Origin of the sequence: Alkaliphilus sp. B6464 (assembly GCF_018141165.1) — a bacterium.
Classification (GTDB): Bacteria; Bacillota; Clostridia; order Peptostreptococcales; family Natronincolaceae; genus Alkaliphilus_B.
This window is the reverse complement of record NZ_CP058557.1, coordinates 1,790,633-1,809,133: the sequence shown is the minus strand read 5'-3', so window position 1 is coordinate 1,809,133 and position 18,501 is coordinate 1,790,633. Positions and strand designations below refer to the sequence as shown.

At 32.7% G+C, this 18,501-nt stretch carries 18 protein-coding genes; 2 read left to right on the top strand and 16 right to left on the bottom strand.

Features of this window, described 5'->3' with window-relative positions:
• Positions 1-57: 57 nt before the first annotated feature.
• The gene (locus tag HYG84_RS08790) at positions 58-786 is read left to right on the top strand and encodes an N-acetylmuramoyl-L-alanine amidase family protein (protein ID WP_212375894.1); all 729 of its coding nucleotides are present in this window, start codon (positions 58-60) and stop codon (positions 784-786) included.
• Positions 787-920: 134 nt separating this feature from the next.
• On the opposite strand, the gene HYG84_RS08785 is transcribed toward HYG84_RS08790, so the two are convergent.
• Positions 921-1,775 (bottom strand): Gmad2 immunoglobulin-like domain-containing protein, encoded by an 855-nt coding sequence (locus HYG84_RS08785; RefSeq protein ID WP_212375891.1) that lies wholly within the window; start codon positions 1,773-1,775, stop codon positions 921-923.
• A gap of 267 nt (positions 1,776-2,042) precedes the next feature.
• Between HYG84_RS08785 and HYG84_RS08780 the strand changes: the two genes are divergently transcribed.
• The gene (locus HYG84_RS08780; protein ID WP_212375888.1) at positions 2,043-2,864 is read left to right on the top strand and encodes a CsxC family protein; all 822 of its coding nucleotides are present in this window, start codon (positions 2,043-2,045) and stop codon (positions 2,862-2,864) included.
• Between the two features lie 150 nt (positions 2,865-3,014).
• Here HYG84_RS08780 and mobB read toward each other — a convergent pair whose 3' ends face one another.
• The 15 genes from mobB to feoB form a co-directional block, all read right to left on the bottom strand.
• On the bottom strand, positions 3,015-3,506 hold the full coding sequence (gene mobB, locus HYG84_RS08775) for a molybdopterin-guanine dinucleotide biosynthesis protein B (RefSeq protein WP_212375885.1): 492 nt from the start codon (positions 3,504-3,506) through the stop codon (positions 3,015-3,017).
• On the bottom strand, positions 3,503-4,738 hold the full coding sequence (locus tag HYG84_RS08770) for a molybdopterin molybdotransferase MoeA (RefSeq protein ID WP_212375882.1): 1,236 nt from the start codon (positions 4,736-4,738) through the stop codon (positions 3,503-3,505). The genes mobB and HYG84_RS08770 overlap by 4 nt, the downstream gene beginning before the upstream one ends.
• Before the next feature lie 159 nt (positions 4,739-4,897).
• Positions 4,898-5,518 (bottom strand): molybdenum cofactor guanylyltransferase, encoded by a 621-nt coding sequence (locus HYG84_RS08765; RefSeq protein WP_249168567.1) that lies wholly within the window; start codon positions 5,516-5,518, stop codon positions 4,898-4,900.
• Between the two features lie 124 nt (positions 5,519-5,642).
• Positions 5,643-5,813 carry a twin-arginine translocase TatA/TatE family subunit gene (locus tag HYG84_RS08760; RefSeq protein ID WP_212375875.1) on the bottom strand — a complete coding sequence of 57 codons (171 nt, stop codon included), beginning with the start codon at positions 5,811-5,813 and terminating at the stop codon, positions 5,643-5,645.
• A 37-nt stretch (positions 5,814-5,850) separates the two neighbouring features.
• Positions 5,851-6,420 (bottom strand): 4Fe-4S dicluster domain-containing protein, encoded by a 570-nt coding sequence (locus HYG84_RS08755; protein WP_212375872.1) that lies wholly within the window; start codon positions 6,418-6,420, stop codon positions 5,851-5,853.
• A 12-nt stretch (positions 6,421-6,432) separates the two neighbouring features.
• Positions 6,433-7,164 (bottom strand): TorD/DmsD family molecular chaperone, encoded by a 732-nt coding sequence (locus HYG84_RS08750; protein ID WP_212375869.1) that lies wholly within the window; start codon positions 7,162-7,164, stop codon positions 6,433-6,435.
• A 19-nt stretch (positions 7,165-7,183) separates the two neighbouring features.
• Positions 7,184-9,355 (bottom strand): molybdopterin dinucleotide binding domain-containing protein, encoded by a 2,172-nt coding sequence (locus HYG84_RS20755; protein WP_249168566.1) that lies wholly within the window; start codon positions 9,353-9,355, stop codon positions 7,184-7,186.
• Between the two features lie 123 nt (positions 9,356-9,478).
• A complete protein-coding gene (locus HYG84_RS08740; RefSeq protein ID WP_212375863.1) occupies positions 9,479-10,258 on the bottom strand; it encodes a twin-arginine translocation signal domain-containing protein in 780 nt (259 codons plus the stop codon).
• Between the two features lie 268 nt (positions 10,259-10,526).
• Positions 10,527-11,849, bottom strand: a complete 1,323-nt coding sequence (locus HYG84_RS08735) for a sigma-54-dependent transcriptional regulator (RefSeq protein ID WP_212375861.1) — start codon at positions 11,847-11,849, stop codon at positions 10,527-10,529.
• On the bottom strand, positions 11,836-13,698 hold the full coding sequence (locus HYG84_RS08730; protein WP_212375858.1) for a sensor histidine kinase: 1,863 nt from the start codon (positions 13,696-13,698) through the stop codon (positions 11,836-11,838). Before HYG84_RS08730 ends, HYG84_RS08735 begins: the two co-directional genes overlap by 14 nt.
• Positions 13,699-13,704: 6 nt before the next feature.
• On the bottom strand, positions 13,705-14,730 hold the full coding sequence (locus tag HYG84_RS08725; RefSeq protein WP_212375855.1) for an ABC transporter substrate-binding protein: 1,026 nt from the start codon (positions 14,728-14,730) through the stop codon (positions 13,705-13,707).
• Between the two features lie 256 nt (positions 14,731-14,986).
• Positions 14,987-15,418, bottom strand: coding sequence for a flavodoxin (locus HYG84_RS08720; protein ID WP_212375852.1), 432 nt, complete (start codon positions 15,416-15,418; stop codon positions 14,987-14,989).
• Between the two features lie 103 nt (positions 15,419-15,521).
• Positions 15,522-16,112, bottom strand: coding sequence for a DUF3793 family protein (locus HYG84_RS08715; protein ID WP_212375850.1), 591 nt, complete (start codon positions 16,110-16,112; stop codon positions 15,522-15,524).
• A 209-nt stretch (positions 16,113-16,321) separates the two neighbouring features.
• Positions 16,322-16,462, bottom strand: coding sequence for a FeoB-associated Cys-rich membrane protein (locus HYG84_RS08710; RefSeq protein WP_212375847.1), 141 nt, complete (start codon positions 16,460-16,462; stop codon positions 16,322-16,324).
• Positions 16,462-18,417, bottom strand: coding sequence for a ferrous iron transport protein B (gene feoB, locus HYG84_RS08705; RefSeq protein WP_212375844.1), 1,956 nt, complete (start codon positions 18,415-18,417; stop codon positions 16,462-16,464). The genes HYG84_RS08710 and feoB overlap by 1 nt, the downstream gene beginning before the upstream one ends.
• Between the last annotated feature and the right edge of the window lie 84 nt (positions 18,418-18,501).

The following is an 18,501-nucleotide window of genomic DNA, read 5'->3' as shown; positions in this document are numbered from 1 at the left end:
ATGAATCTTTCTAAGAGTATAATGGATTATATGATTTTATTAAGAAGGTGATTTATTATGTTTAACAAAACAATTTTTCTAGTTATTAAAGTTAATAAAAAAATTGTAACAGCAATTATTGTATTTATATTACTATTAATTCTTATTCCTCTTTTTATTTCAAACAATCCTATTGCTGTATTTAATACCAACAGAAAAATTATAGTGGTAGATCCAGGACATGGCGGCATAGATGGAGGATCTAGTAGCGCGGGTCTGTTAGAAAAAACTGTAAACTTACAGGTTTCTTTGAAACTAAGAAAGATACTAAAGGATAAGGGTATAAATGTTGTTATGACAAGAAATTCTGATGTATCATTGGAGTCTAAAAGCAATTTAAAGTCTTCAAGATATAATAGAGACCTACATGCTAGGAGAACAATTATAGATAGTAATAATTCTACAGCCTTCGTAAGTGTCCATATGGATTCATATAAAAAGTCCAGTGTAAGAGGTGTTAGAATATTCTATTACTCCGAATCAGAGGAAAGTAAACAACTAGCCCAAAGTATTTGTAATAGCGTAAACAAAATGGTTTTTAAAGACTTTTTAAATATAACAAATGTAAAGGCTGAAATAGCAACTGGTAATTATTATATATTGAGAACATCTAAATCTCCAGGAGTTATAATAGAAACTGGTTTTATAACCAATCCTATAGATAATAAGCTTATACAAACTAATGATTACCAACAAATCATGGCAAAAGCAATAGCAGAAGGTATTGTAGAATATATGTATAGGTAAAAGATTAAAAACTTTATGTTTTCTTAGACAATACGAGTTAGGCTGCCAGCAATTAATATTGCTAACAGCCTAAAATTATTTTTTACTATATAATGGTTAAATCACACTTTAAATTTTGAAGCAATATCTTTCATCTATTCACTAAATTTAATAGAAACCCTGTCCCTTGCTACATATTCCCCTTCCTTTGCGGTATACTCTCCAATCTCTATACTACCAGACTCACTATTAGGCTTAGGATAAGTTATTTCAGTATCAAATTTCCCCCAATTAGGTCCACCTGCATCTGCCTGTAAATGCTCTTCATAAATCACTTTATCCTTATCATCTAAAACTCTTACAGAAAATGCACCTTCAAAGGCAATAATCTTACCTTTAATTCTTACTGGATTGCTTATACCTTCATTTTCTTTAGGCAATTCAAGTTTTGCTAATATAAGTTTTTCTTTAGATTTAAATACTTCCTCATTTTTTGTTCTTATTTCATATTGACCGACTGAATCTGAAGGAATTTCTAATATAACTGAAGGATATGTAATAGCTTGACTAACTATCTCCCCTTCCTTCGGCTCTACTATTTCAAATTTAATAACTCTATGATATTCTTCTCCTGAATAATCTTTTATATGAATAGAATAGCCTCCAGTAGGTCTCTCTTTAGAGTTTATTCTAATATAGGTAGCATCAGGGTGCTGAAAAACATAAGCGCCTTCTATTTTATCAAATTCATGGAACCACTCTTTAGCAGCTTCTAATATTGACTCTTCCTCTACTATTTTCATCTTATTCTTTATACTTTCATCTATAGTATTTCTTGATTCCATAGCTTCTTTATCCTTATCTATATTATTGTCAATTTTATCTTCTGGTTTTTCAGAAGGAGTAGGCCCTTTACTTATATTACAACCCGTTATAGTTATAGCTAATAACATACTAATTAAAAGTAAAGGAACTCTATTCTTAAAAATTCCTATTTTACTAACTTTCATCCATATCCACTCCCTTTTTATTTAGATTATATTAATGTTTATCAAATCTAAAGCTAAGCCTATGTATAAAACTTATTCCCTTGTATATTATACCCCCGATATCATCTGTATAGCATTTAAATATTTATTAATTTTAATGATCTTTTCAACTAAATATCATTAAAATTTTAAAAAATATTCACAAAAATACAATAACGGAATAAGATGTACTAGGAAAGAATATAGGATGTCTTCATATATCATAAAAATCAATAGGAGGAAATCAGTATGGATAATAGAGAAGTTTCTGTTAATAAAATAGATATGTCAGCTTATTCTGTCAAATCTGATAATATTAATATACAAGAAAAATCAGAATGTAAATCATATTGTGTTGATGTAAAAGCTGAAACATTAGGTGATTGTGACAATAGCCCAGTATCACTATCTCCAATTACAACAGGTGCTGTAGCTAAGATACCAGTTGTTTTAGCTGAGTTAGCAGTTCGCTTTAATGTTACTTCATTAATTAATCTGCCTGAACCAGCAATGGAAATTAAAAATATTAAGAAAAAGGTAAAAGTAACTCAATGTATGCTTATACAAGATACTGACATTTTATTTATTAAAGGATTTGTTCGTAAAAACATTGACTTTGCAACAAGAGATTGCTCAAGTCATAATGGAATATGCGGAGATATCCGTCATTGTACAGTAGATGTTCCTTTTGAATGTACAACAGTAGTTAAATTTAATGGCACAAATCCAGCACCTATTGCTAACAATACATCCAGTGAATTTGAATTTTTTAGAACAAACGAGCTACCAAATACCTTTGCTGAAAAAGATAGATTGTTATCCGGAGATTTATCAGAATTTAATCAAATTAGTACTGAATTTTTCAACGAACTACCATTCTGCGAATTAATAAGTGCTAAAATCGTTGAGTTTGATGAATTTTTACACCGTGAACGTCCACATCATATGCACCTACCTGTAGGAGAAAAGCTATTTACAAAAATTGAAGAGAAGATGGTTATAACTCTTACTCTTAAAATCTTACAAAACAGACAGGTAGCAATTGGTGCTACTTCTACTAAATCTTGCTAGACCCTTTAAAAATAATGTACTCTAATTTATATTATGCTGTAAGTAAAAAAATGTGCTAAATAAAATATTAAATAATAAAACCTGTAATCATTAGGTTACAGGTTTTGTTTATTATTTGTTTATAATTATATGCTAACATCAAACTTAAAACTATTTTTTTAAAAATTTTCCTTCAATTAAATCCACCACTTCTTTCACCTGTTCAAAACTAAACTGAGGAATATCTTTATCAAATTGAACATCTGTAACAATTCCAAATAGCTCATCATCTTCACATAAAAGCTCGTCTGCAGCTTCTTTTCTGTAAACCTCTAATTTTGGCTTGTTTTCTCTCTTATATCCTTCAGTAATTATAATATCAACATTACTAATTTTCTCAAGTACCTCATCTAGTGTGTATTCTACTTGTACCTTCTCAATCATAGCAAATTTTTTTGGTGATGAAATCATAACAATATCAGAACCAGCTTGTCCATGTTTCCAAGTGTCCTTTCCCGGATGATCGATATCAAATCCATGAACATCATGCTTAATTGTAGCTACACGATAGCCCCGAGATTTTAATTCTCCAATAATACTACATAACACTGTAGTTTTACCTGTATTAGAATTTTTTCCTACTATTGAAAATACTGGTATCATTTTAACACCTCTGGATAATCTAATAATTGAACGGTAATTTTTTGACCTTCTTTGTACGGACCTGTTTCTGCTGGAATATAGAATAAAGAATTAGTTCCAGATAAACTCGAAAGCACTCCTGAACTATGTTTACTAGGAAATTGTGTATAGTATTTTCCATCTCGATAATACGTATTGGCACGCACAAAACGATTTTGATTACTTATTTTTGAAAAACTGCTTTCTAAAACAGACTCAACCTTCATGAGCTTATACTTTTCTCTGCCCATTTTCTTTAATACAATAGGCCTTACAAATTGCTCAAAAGTAATATAGGCAGCGGCTGGGTTACCTGAGAGTCCAAATAATAACTTGTTTTCATATTTGGCAACAGCTATTGGTGTACCTGGTTTCATTCTTACTCTCCAAAACAACATTTCTGCTCCTACTTGTTGAAAGGCTTCCTTTACTAAGTCACAGTCTCCCACAGAAACCCCACCAGTTGTAATAATTATATCAGCCCAACTTAAAGCCGCTTTTAATTTTTCTTTAATAGATTCTATTCCATCATCACAGATTCCTAGCATCAATGGCTTAGCACCTATTTTTTTGATTTGAGCAGCGATAGTGTAAGAATTACTGTTTCGTATTTTCCCATCGGTCAGTACATCCTGTATATCTACTAGCTCATCTCCAGTAGAGAGGATTGCTACTCGAGGTTTACGATAGACTTGAACAAAACTTTTTCCTAAGGTTGCAAGGATACCTATTTCTGGTGCATCAATAAGCATTCCCTTTTTCATAACTACATCCCCAATTTTCATATCCTCTCCCAATTTGCTAATATTTGAGTTTGAACACAAAGGAGTGTATATTCTCACCTGTTTCTCAGTGAAGTCAGTATCTTCAAAACGAATTACAACATCAGCTCCTTCAGGAATTTTAGCCCCTGTCATGATTCTCATGGCCTCTCCTTTTTCTAGTTTCTGAGAAGAAACATAACCTGCTGGAACAAAATCAATTACTTGAAGTGTTACAGGTATTTCCTGTGAAGCTCCTTGTATATCCTCTGCTCGTACAGCATATCCATCAAGAGGAGATTTATCAAATGGTGGCATATTCATATCTGATAGTATATCTTCTGCTAAAACGCTTCCTAGACTATCTAACAGTGGTACATGAATAGGTTCCGTCTGCTTGTTTTCTTTTAAAAGTATATCTAGTGCTTCTTCTAAAGATATATTAGTTCTCATATTCATCCTCCTTAGCACTTTCCAAAATACTTGTTATGAAAAGTACAATTTTTCTGTCTTAATAACGTTTATTCTATAGGAAACCTATATACTGTATTATATTTATAAAATAGATTATTTATATAATTATAATACTTTTTATAAAATTTATTAATTATATTATTTGTCGCTAGGGCAAGTCTTTTTTATATTTATATATTCTTGGTAGGTATTCATATTTAAAAAGCAACTATCTGTTATATTTAATCTATCTAAAATTTCGTCATTAATCTTTCTTACTTTAAGATTATCAAAGTAGTTAAATAAATCAATGATTTTATAATTCTTCGAGTCAATCAAAGTCCGAATAGACCTTAAGCAATTTTTATTATAAATTGCATGTAGTGGTTGGTAATAGCCATTTATATAAGGAACAAGTATATCTTCATCTCCTATATTATCTATCATATAATTAATTAAGTCAGTATTTAAAAAAGGCATATCACAGGCCACAACAAATGCATAATTATTTTCAGCTTCAAAAATTCCAGTATATAGTCCGATTATTGATTTTTTTTCTCTTGATTCAAAGCAGTCCGGTACAAATCGTACATCTTTTAACATACTATATACTTTTGGTGTATTTGTAACTATAATAATCTCTTCAAACGTAGTTTTTAATATTTCTACTACTCTCTCTATTATTGTCTTGGACCCTAATTCTAGCAGAGCCTTGTTCTGTCCCATTCTTGTACTATTCCCACCTGCTAAAACCACTGCGGAAATCCTTTTTTTATCCATTTTTATCATCCATCTCTATATACATTATAATTTTAAATTCATGAATTTAAGATTGAATCTATACCGTTTAATTATAATATTGGCAAAAAGGTGCTATTTATATATAGCACCTTTTTTGCATTATTTACTTGTCATCTAACTGAACATCTTCCGAGGTTTTTTTCATATGAGTTTTAAACTCTCCTATAGCTTGTCCAAACATTTTCCCGATTTCTGGGAGTTTTGCCGGCCCAAATATAACAAGAGCAATAACTAAAATAACAATTAGTTCAGACGTTCCTAATTTTCCAAACATCCTATATCCTCCTCTTTATCCATAGAGTTATGCTAATTTATTTATTTAGACTTCTATACTCATTAACCCCAATATAATATATATTAGCACCTAACTTCTTTTCAGGCAATAACACTTCATATTTATTTTCCTTCAATAGTTTACTTACTAAACTATTGCTATCATTTAGATCCCCAAAGAATCTGGCTTGTGTTGGACATGTGGTAACACAGGCTGGCAATAATCCATGTTGTAATCTATGAGCACAGAAATCACATTTATCTACTTTCTTAGCCTCTTCTTCTTTAATACGAGCACCATATGGACAAGCACCTACACAAGCAAAACATCCTATACACTTTTCTCTGTCCATAAAAACAATGCCCTCTTCATTTTTAGCTGTAGCTCCTACAGGACAAGCACTTACACAGGGAGTCTCATCACAATGATTGCACAATTGAGGTACTTTTAAAGTATGTACCTCAGGGTAAATACCTACCTCTTCTTCTATTACCCAAGATCTGTTACCTTCTTTAGTTACGTTGTTTTCAATTCTACAAACAGCAGAACAAGCATGACAACCAACGCATTTTCTTACATCTATGACCATTCCCCATTTTCTACTCATTTCATTCACCTCCTAAATTACTCTAGCAGCTAAGTCCCATTTTATATAATCTCTTACAGTATTAATTACTTGTAAATAGAATGGGTTGCATTTTTCCTTAGCAATTTCATAATATGACAATACAAATTTCTGTAAATGTTCCTCTAAAAACTGCTTCTGTAATTTATTCCACTTTTCTGCAGCTTCTTTTTCTTTCTCTACTTTAGCGTTATTTTCCAATGCTAGCTCATTACAAATTGTCTCTTTATGACACAAATAAGCCATGAAAGCTAATTGGAATCCTATATGATCAGGAACTTTAGATTGTTTTAATCCTTCTTCAATATTTAAATCCCATGGATTAAATCTTACAGAATCATAACACATGGATACATGGTAGGTGGAGTTACTCCACAGACTACCATATTTCCATTTTGTATTTTTTCTCCCCTCTTTTATAACTGCCTCTACAACGGCCGATTCATAGGGAGGAATATAATTATTCGTCGAAGGAATAAAAAAGTGATCGTAATATTGTTGCTGAAGAAATTTAATATGTTTATCATCGTCATCCACTAACTTATTTCGTCCTTGGGCTTCTTCTATCAATGGTTTAAAATCAACAGAAGATAGTACTTTACTAGCTTCCTCTAGCATTGACGGAATCCCTTGTACAGTATCTATAGTAGGTATCTGCAAATAGAATGAAGCAAACATCTCGTATAACGCTGCTCTTTCAAAGGACTGTATTTGATTTTTATCCATTGTACTTCCCCCCTACTTTTTAGGATAGCGGAACAATTTTTGCTCTAATACCATTTCTATTATGTGTACCAGTTATAACTTCTGATAATCCATATTTTCCTTTAACAGAGTTATCAATAAGGGCAAGAGGATTAGATGCGATTCCAGTAGCTCTCAGACTTTCTCCTGTTATTACCTTTCCATCTATAGTAGTATCTTTGCTACCATACTCCCATTTACCATATCCAAAGCTAATTCCCAAACTTCCTCTAGCAACACCTTGTCTAACTTTTAATACTCCTTTAGCCTTATTGCTTGGTGTTTCTACCATTACTTCCTGTCCATCATTAAGCCCTAGTTCCTTAGCATCCGATGCATTAATTTCAATGTAATTTGTATCAGATAGAACTTGTAAAGTAGGACAGTTATTTAACATAGAAACCCCTCTAAGCTTAGCCTTAGATGAACATACTCTAAATGGATATTCTTCAGAAGGATAAGCCTTATCTACTAAAGTTCCATCTGCTAATGTCTCTGGTGTCCACACTGGTGCACCTTCATTATAAGCTCCAGTAATACTATTTCTACTATTAGCAAGATTTTCACTATAGAAGCAAACCTTAACTGGATCTCCATATTTCATAAATTCGCCGTCATGATAATTTGTGTCGGCCTCAAATCTTCCACCCTTAGCAATAATATTTTTAACAACAAACAACTCATCTGGTTTAATTGCTGCCTGCCAATCTGATGGAATAGAGTCTAGACCCGTAATCTTATCATCTTCTTCGGTTATACCATTTACAGCATCACCATCATATGCCATATTGGCAATAGCCTTAATAAAATAGTCTTCTCTTGTGTTTAAAGGCCACATTTTTCCATCAGCATCTTTAATAGCATTGTCACCAAAACCTGGCATACCTATTTTCTTAGCTACCTCAATTAAATAGGTTTCCATGCTAATTGGTTGGTTATTACTGCCTACCTTTGGAGTCATTGGCTCAATAATTGGATATCTAACAGCTGTCATTTTTGTATTAATATTAGCTCTTACTGGAACCATAGCCCATTGCTCATAAATAGATGTATCTGGAACAATATAGTCTGCATAAGCAGTAGTTTCACCCATTACTATATCAACACTAATAATTAGAGGTATATTAGATGTTTTCTTAAGTTCCTCCAGCATAGCCTCTTGATATAAAGATGGTGTTCCATATATTGGATTTGCAAAACAGTTTACAAGTATTTTACATTGGTAAGGATACTTATTTAGTGCAGAGAACATTGCTTGTCCATCTAAAGACATACCATTTGTATGCCATGGCAATTTAGAAGGATAAGGTTTTTTACCTTGGGCTACCTTGTTCTTATACTCTGTTGTATTTTCATAATGGAATTGTTCTCTACTTATTTTAACTCCTGATGGTTTAATTTGACCTTCAAATGCTGCTAAATCGTATTTAGGTCCGTCTGCAAAGGCTTTGAAAGATGGTCCGTTTCCTGCCATACCACCCTTCATATTATAAGCTCCCATTAATGCTGGCAATATCCATAAAGCAACTGTAAAAGGTAATGCATTAACTGAGTTTGTTCCACCAAGGGTATCTACTGCAACCTTATGACCATGGCTTGTAAACTCCTTAGCAATTTCTGCTATTTGATTAGCGGATATACCACAAATTTCGGCATACTCGTCTATAGAGTGTCTCTCTACCCCTTGTTTTAATAAATATAAGGAAGTAGCAACTTTAATAGTGCCTGTTTTTCCTTGAACTTCTCCATTATAAAGTAAATTACCAGCTGATGCCTTGCTATTAAGCTCTGGCTTTCCAGTTTTCTTATCAATTACAAAGAATTCTTCTCCCTCTAGACCCAAATCTTCAGGCTTAAGGAATTTTCTATTGTTTGGATGTTTTTCATCTACTATTACTAAATGAGTAGCATTAGTATAGCTTTTAAATCCTATAGCTTTAGCTGCTTCTTCATTTGGACATTCTAAGAATTTGCCATCGAACTTTTCATTATCAAATATCCAACGCATCATTCCTAATACTAGGGCTCCATCTGTAGAAGGCTTAATCGGTATCCATTTTGTTTTTCCAGGAATATCTGTACCCCCTTGCATAAACGGATCAATTACTGCCAACTTTAATTTGTTTTCCATGACTCCCTTTACTGTCTTTCGTGCTAAGGCTTGGAAGCTCATACCACTATGTCCCGGATATGCTCCTTGATACAGACAGAATTCTGCATCTTGAAGGTCTGGTTTGTATACTCCACCAGGACCATTATCATATAAAACCTGCCACGCAGGTCTCCATGCGCCACCTCACGTTCCTGTATGTCCATAGAAGTTGGTTGATCCAAAACTATTTAATACAAATCTTTGAGCAAAGTTAATACGTCCGTAGGAACCACCGCTAATCCAAACTAAACCATTGCTCTTTGGTCCCATCTCTGGAGAATCAGGATTAATTAATTCATCTTGATTATGTATTTTTCTAAAACCTTCAATTACAGTATCATCACCTAACTCGGCGAAGATTTTTCCACCCTCTACAGTCTCTTCAATAAGCTGTTCCCAAGAAATTGGTTTCCATTTTCCACTTCCTCTTTCTCCAGCCCTTTTTAGTGGTGTTGTAATCCTCATTGGATCATATACCTGTTCAAAAGTAGAGTTTCCTCTAGCACAGACTGTAGCTCTATGAGTAAGTCCCTTATCACCATGTAAGCTGAAAGCCTGATAAGATTCCTTTATCGTTGTATCATAAGGAAGTGCTGGCTCTGCACATTTAGGATGATATGGATTACCAGTAAGCTTCATAATTCTTCCAGTCTTCTTATCAATCTTAGCTCTAACTCCACAGGAGCTATAACACCCCATGCATACGCTGCTTTTAACTAAAATATCAGAGTTTATTTTAACCTCTCCACTTTGTAAATCTACTGTTGCCTCCACCTCTTGTCCTAAAGTTTCAGGCATATCTGGAAACCCATCAATAGAAACATCGGTTTCTTTACTACATCCAGTTACTCCTAGACCTAAAGCGGTTGCACCTACAGTAAGTGCTGAAAGCTTTAAAAACGTCCTTCGTTTCAACTTTATCACCTCGACATTGATATATTATCATAACCATACATTGTTAAATAATATGCAACCTCCATGCCAACTTTAAAAGATATATTTTCCTATAATAATTCCTTTCAAAACCTTGAGCTCTAATGTTGATTTTTAGACAAAATCAGATAAAATTAGACTTATTTCTTTAATATCTATTATCCAATAAAAGCAATGCTCGTTATGTCATAATGACAAAGCGCCCTGCCAAAATGACAAAATGTTCTACCAAAACGACAAGATGCAGATCCAATCTAGCTTATTGTCGTAGTTCATATTCCTCAATTTTCCTATATAAGGTCCTTAATCCAATCTTTAATATTTTTGCCGCTTCAGTTTTATTCCATCCTGTTTTATCAAGAACTTGACCTATATGCTCCTTCTCTATATCCTCTAAAGCTAGACTTTTAACATTATTTTTACCACAAATTTCTCCAGCGAAAAAATCTTGAGGCATTACCTCTTTTTCCTTTGATAGTAGAATTCCTCTCTCAATCAAATTTGCTAACTCCCTTACATTACCAGGAAAATTATAGTTCAATAAAAATATTTCTGTTTCTTTACTTAACTTTTTCTTAGTATTACTCTGTCTTAAGAAATGTTCAGCTAATAATAAGGCATCTCTCCCTCTATCCCGTAGTGGAGGAACGCTTAATGTTACAACACTTAATCTATAATATAAATCTTCTCGAAATCGCCCTTCTTCTATCGCTTGTTCTAAATTAATATTAGTTGCGGCTACAACCCTTACATTTGTCTTTTTGGTTACCGTTCCACCTACTGGTCTAAACTCTCCTGTATCTAGAAACCTTAACAATTTAACCTGTAGAGAAGCCTCCATATCTCCAATTTCATCTAAGAATAAAGTCCCCTCATTTGCTAATTCAACTAACCCTTTCTTATTGACCTGAGCACCAGTAAAAGCTCCCTTTACATGTCCAAATAGTTCACTTTCCAATAATTGATTAGGAATAGCACTGGCATTTATAGGCACGAATGGGTGATGTGCACGGCAGCTACTATAATGTAAAGCATTGGCAACCAGCTCTTTTCCCGTACCACTTTCACCTAAAATAAGAACTGGCAATGGACTATCAGATACCCTGTCAATCATATACTTCAAATTAATCATAACATCGCTATTTCCTATTATCTCACGTTTTCTATTTGTTCTTTGAATAGTTTCAATTAGGTTGTTACTATACTCCTGCAATTTCTTCCTATCTATTGCCTTTTGTAAGATTAGCTCCAGTTCAATAGGCTTAATTGGTTTTGTTAAGTAATCATAAGCACCCTTTTTCATTGCTTCAATCGCAGTGTCTACAGTTGCATAGCCAGTAAGCATAATTATTTCCAGATTAGGCTGAACTTTCTTAGCCTTTTCTAATAACTCCAATCCATCCATGCCACTCATCATTATGTCAAACAGAGCCACATCAAATTCAGTCTCCTCAATAATACTTAGTGCTTTTAAACTACAATTAGAAACCTCTACTGAGTAACCTTTTCTGGTTAGCCTTTGTTGTAATAATGTAATAAATTTTTCTTCATCATCTACTAGTAAAACCCTAAATGGTCTCATTTTTTATCACCTCGGCTGCTATCGGTAACCAAACATTGGCCTTTATACCTACTTCTTTGTTGTTTTCCAAACTAATAATGCCTCCCATTCTTTCTACAATAACTTGACTAATGGCAAGACCTAGACCCGTACCTTTCCCAACAGGTTTAGTAGTATAAAACGGATCGAAAACATGCTTTAAATTTTGCTCTAAAATTCCTTCTCCTGTGTCAACTACTTCTATACCAATTAATTTTCCTTCATATATTAGCCTAATGGTTAACACACCTCCACCAGACATTGCATCCAAAGCATTAGTAACTAAATTTAATATAACTTGCTGTAACTGGGATTCATCTACAAAAACATAAGGTAAGGGCTCCTGCCATTGTAAATCTACTTCTATATTTTGTTTATTAATAGGGTATTTAACTAACTTTAATACTTCATTCACTATATGAGGAATATAGACTTCTTTGTCCTGTGATTTTACTTCCCTAGAATAGTTTAACAAACTTTGAGTTATATCCGTACATCGGTGTATTTGTTCTCTTATGCTTAGTAAATATTCCTTAAATACCCCTTCTTCTTTAAGCTCATCTATATTTTCTGTTTCTAAACGTTCTAATAAATCATCAGCATAAAACCCTAAATTGTTCATAGGGTTATTAATTTCATGGGCTACACCAGCGGCTAAAACTCCTACAGCAGCTCTTTTTTCAGCTTGGATTGCTACTTTTTCATTATCACGCTTTTTCTTAATTTCCCCAATCATTTCATTAAATGCCTCTATTACTAATCCTAATTCATCATTTGACTGTTTAGGAATTTGATAATCTAAATCTCCTCTTTTAACAGAAGCTACACCTGCAGCTAATTCCTCTACCGGCCTAATAAATTGAAATATAAAAAATAGTCCTAAACTTGTAATTGTGAGAATAATAAGAAACAAAACCAAATTTAGTTGAGAAAGCATTGTACTAAGGGTAGCATAGGCGTTTACTAGAGGTTGTTCTACTACTACACCCCAACCAACCATTGGGATTAATCCATACACACCTAAAACATCTTCCCCTGTATAAGACTTATAGGTTATTGGATTAAATTCCAGCGTTTTAAAATGACTTCCATCATCAGTTTTACTTTTTAGTAAATTTCCTACTCCCTTGCTTTTAAATACATCCTGTCTTCTCAACACCTGACTATAGTCAGAATGTCCTATTAATTCTCCTTTTTCATCAACCAACATAATATAACTTCCATCTGAAATCTCTATAGATGATATTTCCTGCATTACTTGTCTTAAACTAATTTTAGCAATAAATCCTCCTCTAAAATCTTCATTAATGCCTCCAACAGGTACTCCTAAATCAAAAACAATTTGATTATCTATATCTATTTTAGGACTTCCGATAAAAAATTTTCCTTGTTTAAGTTTTTGAAACTGAACTTCCTCAGGCATTAATTTTAGGTCTTTAGAAGAAATAGCATATCTCTTTGAAACCTTTACTACTTCCTCACCATGAGATGATACCATTACAATTTCCTCTAAATGTGGAAAGTTTTTTAATACACTATAAAGAAGATTTTCCTTTTGTTTTACATCATCTCCATCAAAGACTTCAGAATTAGTTAGAGAAATAGTTTCTAGAGACGTTTGTAAAGTTTTGACCAAATCAGAAACTGCATAGGAAACTCTAGATGCAGTTAAAGCATGCTGCTTGTGAATAGATGCTTCTACCTCTTTTTTGATAATTTTCATATTATAAAAACCTAAGAATAATAAAGGAATTATGGAAATAATTATCATCATAAGCATCAGTCTTAATTTGATGCTATTATACCAATAACTTCTAGTTTGTTTTTTCATAATAAATTACCTTTCGCTGTTGTGTACAAAGTGGTCTACAAACGGCATTTTTGTGGTTTCAATATCTACCCCCAATTGCCTAGCTGTGTCTACATTAATATACAGTTCTAACTTCTCTGGAGATTCTATTGGTATTATCCTAGGATCTTGTCCTTTTAGCATATTCGCCACTATTCTGGCAGCCTGTATCCCTTCATTTTGACTAGTGCTTCCGTAAAATGCCAATATGCCTTTCTCCACCTGTCGATCAGTAATTCCCATAACTGGCACTTGATTTTCAAGAGTAATTTCAACTATCGAATCTATCATAGATTCAAATAACAAACTACACATTAGCATTACGCCATCTACATAATCACTTTTTTCATTTAAAACTTCGACGACCTCTTTCTGGCTAGTTACAGGAACAATATCCAATTGTATACTTAATTTTTCGGCAGCATCATATAAAAATTCAGAGCTGGGTCCAAATGGTGTTGTTTCTGGATTATATAAGACTAATACCTCTTCAGTGTCTGGAACTAACCTTTTTAAAAATTCAAGTCGTTTTCCTGATAATTGAACATAATGACTATCTACTCCAGTAATATTACAGGCAGTAGAAATATTACCTTCCACAAAACCGAGCTCTACAGTACATCCAACGCCAATAAATGCTACTGGAATTTCTTTGTTTATTTCCTTGTTCATAGTAGCTTTTTTTGCTGCAGCAGTTTCAGAAGTGCCTGTAGTCACAATTGCATCTACTCCAATGTCCATTATTTCTTGTGCTAGCTCATCTAAGATTTCAACATCTCCTGAAGCATTCTTTATAATAATATCTACATTATCCTCTGAGAAACCGTATTGTTTTAATCCCTCATACATCCCTTCTACTTTAACTAGTCTTTCATCAGTAACGGTCAATACACCTATTTTATAGACTTCACATTCTTTTTCTTCAGCATTTATTTGTATATACGTAGAATAATACAATATCAAGATAGCTATGCAAATTATAAATAAAGACACGAATATCATTCTTTTCTTCATTAGTTAATCTCCCTTTATACAAACAATCTGTCATTTTTTTAATTTATTTTACGATACTAATACTTAAATATTTTATTCAATGTTTCAATATATACTTATATTCTATAATAATATAGGTAGGAGGGCAATAAAGTTTGTTATTTCCCAAACATCTTGTAATAAAAATAAAACCTGTATCAGTATGATTACAGGTTTTGTACAAATATATTTTATTCTAATATAAAATATATTCTCGATATTATTAAGTTCACAAAGTCTAATATCTAGCTAAGTTTTCTCCTAACTGCTTGCACTTGTTCAATCCGTCTTCTTCTGGAGTTAAGTTAATAATAAGTCCTTCCGCTATTACATTAGCTCCATATCCCTTCATTCTTTCTTCCCAATTTCTCATCCATTCTCCATCTCCCCAGTCATAGGAACCAAAAAGAACAACGGGCTTTCCTTTAATTTTGTCATTATTTAATGATTCTACAAATGGTTCCATTTCACTATCTTCTAACTCTTCTGCTCCCATAGATGGGCATCCTAAAGCTACAGCATCTGCATCGAAAATATCTTCTGAAGATGCTTCGCTAACATTCTTTAAGATTACATCTATGCCCTCTACTTTAGCACCTTCTGCAATTGCCTCAGCCATTTTGTCAGTATTACCTGTACCACTCCAATAAATAACAGTTACTTTTTTCATTTTAAATAAGCCTCCTCTTATATTATATATTGCTAAATATGTAGCTTTCACAAATATAGAATTTAAACCATTAATTCAAACATACTTTTAAAATCAGCTTTTATTATGCTGACTGTACAATCATTTCAGGTGAGCTTTTTTCTAACATCCTACGTATTTGTTGTTTTGCATTATTAAATTTTATGTATTTTTCATCAGATAACCTGCTATCTCCATATACATTCCAACCATTTATTTTAGTAAGTTTTAAAGAAGGATGACCCATAAATCCGATAACATCTTTTAAAGGATATCCTAAAAAAACACCAATTTCATGAGGTATGCTATCTTCTTCCATTTTGTTTATTAAATGTCCTAAATAGTTGTCTAAAGAATATTCCTCTCCATATCCCAACTTTTTTAAAAACACTAAGTTCCTTAAATCCAACAAGGTCGAATCTAATAGCTTACTATTATAAAATAGTATCTTTTTGCATCCATTAAAAGCTACAAATTCCTTATAGGATACTTTATTACACTTACTAAAAATATCTTTAATTCTCCTAAGTTCTAAATTATCTTTTTTAGGAAAACTAACAATTTCTGCAGGTTTCTCTCCTAATAAAACAGGTCCTAGCAGTTGAACGATCCACTTTTCAAATCCATCGTTCTGATCTTGATTAAAAAACAAGCAATTTTTATTACACTCTAACATTTACTCACCTTCATTTCGTAATTGATAATGATTGTTATTATCAGTATAAATGACAGAAATATATTTGTCAATAATTTATTGTTCTTTTGCTTTATGATAAAAAAGCTCACATCGCAGTAAGCTATATATTTAAAAAAATCTTGAAATTTAATAAAAAAGAGACTATGAATCAAATTTTTGATCCGTAGCCCCTTTTTTCTAGATATTAACTAATATTTGTTACATTTGCTTTTATCGGAACAACTACTTCCACAACTACATTTATTATTTTTAGCGTCATTATATACTTTTCTTAAAGCAAATATTAAAATACCTCCAAAAATTAAACCAACTATTATATTTCCTGACATTATACCTCAACTCCTAATTCAGCACGTTTGGAATCCGTTTTTCTAATAGTTATAATAAGATAAATTACAGTAATAGCAGCTATAATTATAGCTGGTACGAACCCTACTGCTGGCGTTCCATACACTATTAAAGAGCCAACTTGAGTTACTAACATAGCTAAAATATATCCCACAGCAAATTGGAAAGCTAAAGCTTTAAATAACCATTTTTTAGAACCCATTTCTGAATTCATAGCTCCAATTGCTGCAAAACAAGGCGGAGTAAATAGATTAAACACAAGATAAGCAAATGCTGTTACAGGTGTAAAAAATTCTGTTAAAGCACCTCCTGGTAAATGCAGAGCCTCTTCTGAAGCCACAGCTAAAAGCACTGCAAACGTAGCAACAACATTTTCTTTTGCAATAAAACCTGTTATTGCGGCTGCCGCAAGTTGCCATCCAACAAATCCAAGTGGAATCAAAATAGGAGCAATTAATGTTCCAATGGAAGCAAGTATACTTAAGCTTTGGTCTTCTACTGGTCTAAGTCCCCAACTATATGCCTGTGCAAACCATACAAGTGTATTACATACAAGTATAATAGTTGTAGCTTTATAAATAAAAGCCTTTGCTTTATCTATCATTTGTAGAAAAGCATATTTAAAACTAGGTAATTTATATTCTGGAAGCTCCATAATAAATTGAGATGTATTCTCCCACACAAAAATTTTCTTTAATAAAAGTCCACCAACTACAATCATTCCAATAGCAATAATATACATACTAGGTCCAATCCAAATATTTTCCGGGAAAAATACTGCTGCAAAAAGAGCTATAATTGGAAGTTTAGCACCGCAAGGTACAAAAGGAGTAAGAATTGTGGTCATTCTTCTTTCATTAACATCTTCAATTGTTCTTGTTGCCATAACACCAGGAATGGCACAACCAGAACCTACGATCATTGGTATAATAGATTTACCAGACAATCCGATTTTTTTGAAGAATCGATCCATTACTACTGCTACTCTAGCCATATATCCACAATCTTCAAGTAGTGATAGGCAAAAAAACAATACCATAACTAGAGGTAAAAAGCCTATAACAGCTCCGACCCCGCCAATAGCGCCGTCTACAATAAGAGCTTGCAAAAGCGGACTAACTCCCAGTCCTTCTAACAAACCATTTGCTAAATCTGGTACTATTTCTCCAAATAGGGTTTCATTAAAATACTCTGATAAATATCCACCAAGTCCTTCTATAGAAAATGAGAATACTGCCCACATTATCAAGAAAAATATCGGTAATCCTAACCATTTATGTGCTACAATTCTATCAACTTTATCAGAAAAAGTAACTTGGCTAGCATCTCTTTTTTTAACTTGACATTTTTTAACAATTTCATCCACAAATTTTTGTCGTGCGGTATCAGGGTCTTTGGAATCTTTACCTACAAAATTAGGTTCAATTTGAGGTTTCTTTTCCTTGCCAAGTTTAATAGCTTCACTAATTAAATTTAATAATCCATTTTCTGATGTAGCAGTAGTAGCCACGACTTTACAATTTAAAGCTTTACTTAAAGCATTTTGATCTACAATATCTCCTCTTTTAGATACAATATCATTCTTATTAAGGGCAATAATGACAGGAATCCCTAATTCCAAAAGCTGAGTTGTAAAGAATAAACTTCTACTAACGTTAGCTCCATCGACAATATTAATAATTACATCTGGCTCTTCCCCTAAGATAAAGTCTCTAGTAATTGCTTCTTCGCCAGTAAATGGCGAAATAGAGTATGTACCCGGAAGGTCAACAATTCTTACATCAATTCCATTCGGATTATACTTTTTTTTAAGATCTGACTCTTTTTTTGCTACAGTAACACCAGGCCAGTTTCCTACAGACTCAGCCTTCCCTGTAATTGCATTATACAACGTAGTTTTCCCTGAATTAGGATTACCCGCTAATGCTATTTTCATAGTGAATCCCCCTCATTATAAAAGTTTGTTTAATATTAATAATCATTATCAATAACAGAACAAATATAATATGCTATGATACAT

Coding starts and splice junctions, on each gene's coding strand:
- HYG84_RS08735 (WP_212375861.1), bottom strand. CDS start 11,849: ATGAGACCATTTAGGGTTTTACTAGTAGATGATGAAGAAAAATTTATT.
- HYG84_RS08760 (WP_212375875.1), bottom strand. CDS start 5,813: ATGTTTGGAAAATTAGGAACGTCTGAACTAATTGTTATTTTAGTTATT.
- HYG84_RS08765 (WP_249168567.1), bottom strand. CDS start 5,518: ATGGATAAAAAAAGGATTTCCGCAGTGGTTTTAGCAGGTGGGAATAGT.
- mobB (WP_212375885.1), bottom strand. CDS start 3,506: ATGATACCAGTATTTTCAATAGTAGGAAAAAATTCTAATACAGGTAAA.
- HYG84_RS08785 (WP_212375891.1), bottom strand. CDS start 1,775: ATGAAAGTTAGTAAAATAGGAATTTTTAAGAATAGAGTTCCTTTACTT.
- HYG84_RS08790 (WP_212375894.1), top strand. CDS start 58: ATGTTTAACAAAACAATTTTTCTAGTTATTAAAGTTAATAAAAAAATT.
- HYG84_RS08755 (WP_212375872.1), bottom strand. CDS start 6,420: ATGAGTAGAAAATGGGGAATGGTCATAGATGTAAGAAAATGCGTTGGT.
- HYG84_RS08770 (WP_212375882.1), bottom strand. CDS start 4,738: ATGAGAACTAATATATCTTTAGAAGAAGCACTAGATATACTTTTAAAA.
- HYG84_RS08750 (WP_212375869.1), bottom strand. CDS start 7,164: ATGGATAAAAATCAAATACAGTCCTTTGAAAGAGCAGCGTTATACGAG.
- HYG84_RS08710 (WP_212375847.1), bottom strand. CDS start 16,462: ATGTCAGGAAATATAATAGTTGGTTTAATTTTTGGAGGTATTTTAATA.
- HYG84_RS08780 (WP_212375888.1), top strand. CDS start 2,043: ATGGATAATAGAGAAGTTTCTGTTAATAAAATAGATATGTCAGCTTAT.
- HYG84_RS08730 (WP_212375858.1), bottom strand. CDS start 13,698: ATGAAAAAACAAACTAGAAGTTATTGGTATAATAGCATCAAATTAAGA.
- HYG84_RS20755 (WP_249168566.1), bottom strand. CDS start 9,355: ATGAGCTTCCAAGCCTTAGCACGAAAGACAGTAAAGGGAGTCATGGAA.
- HYG84_RS08725 (WP_212375855.1), bottom strand. CDS start 14,730: ATGAAGAAAAGAATGATATTCGTGTCTTTATTTATAATTTGCATAGCT.
- HYG84_RS08715 (WP_212375850.1), bottom strand. CDS start 16,112: ATGTTAGAGTGTAATAAAAATTGCTTGTTTTTTAATCAAGATCAGAAC.
- feoB (WP_212375844.1), bottom strand. CDS start 18,417: ATGAAAATAGCATTAGCGGGTAATCCTAATTCAGGGAAAACTACGTTG.
- HYG84_RS08720 (WP_212375852.1), bottom strand. CDS start 15,418: ATGAAAAAAGTAACTGTTATTTATTGGAGTGGTACAGGTAATACTGAC.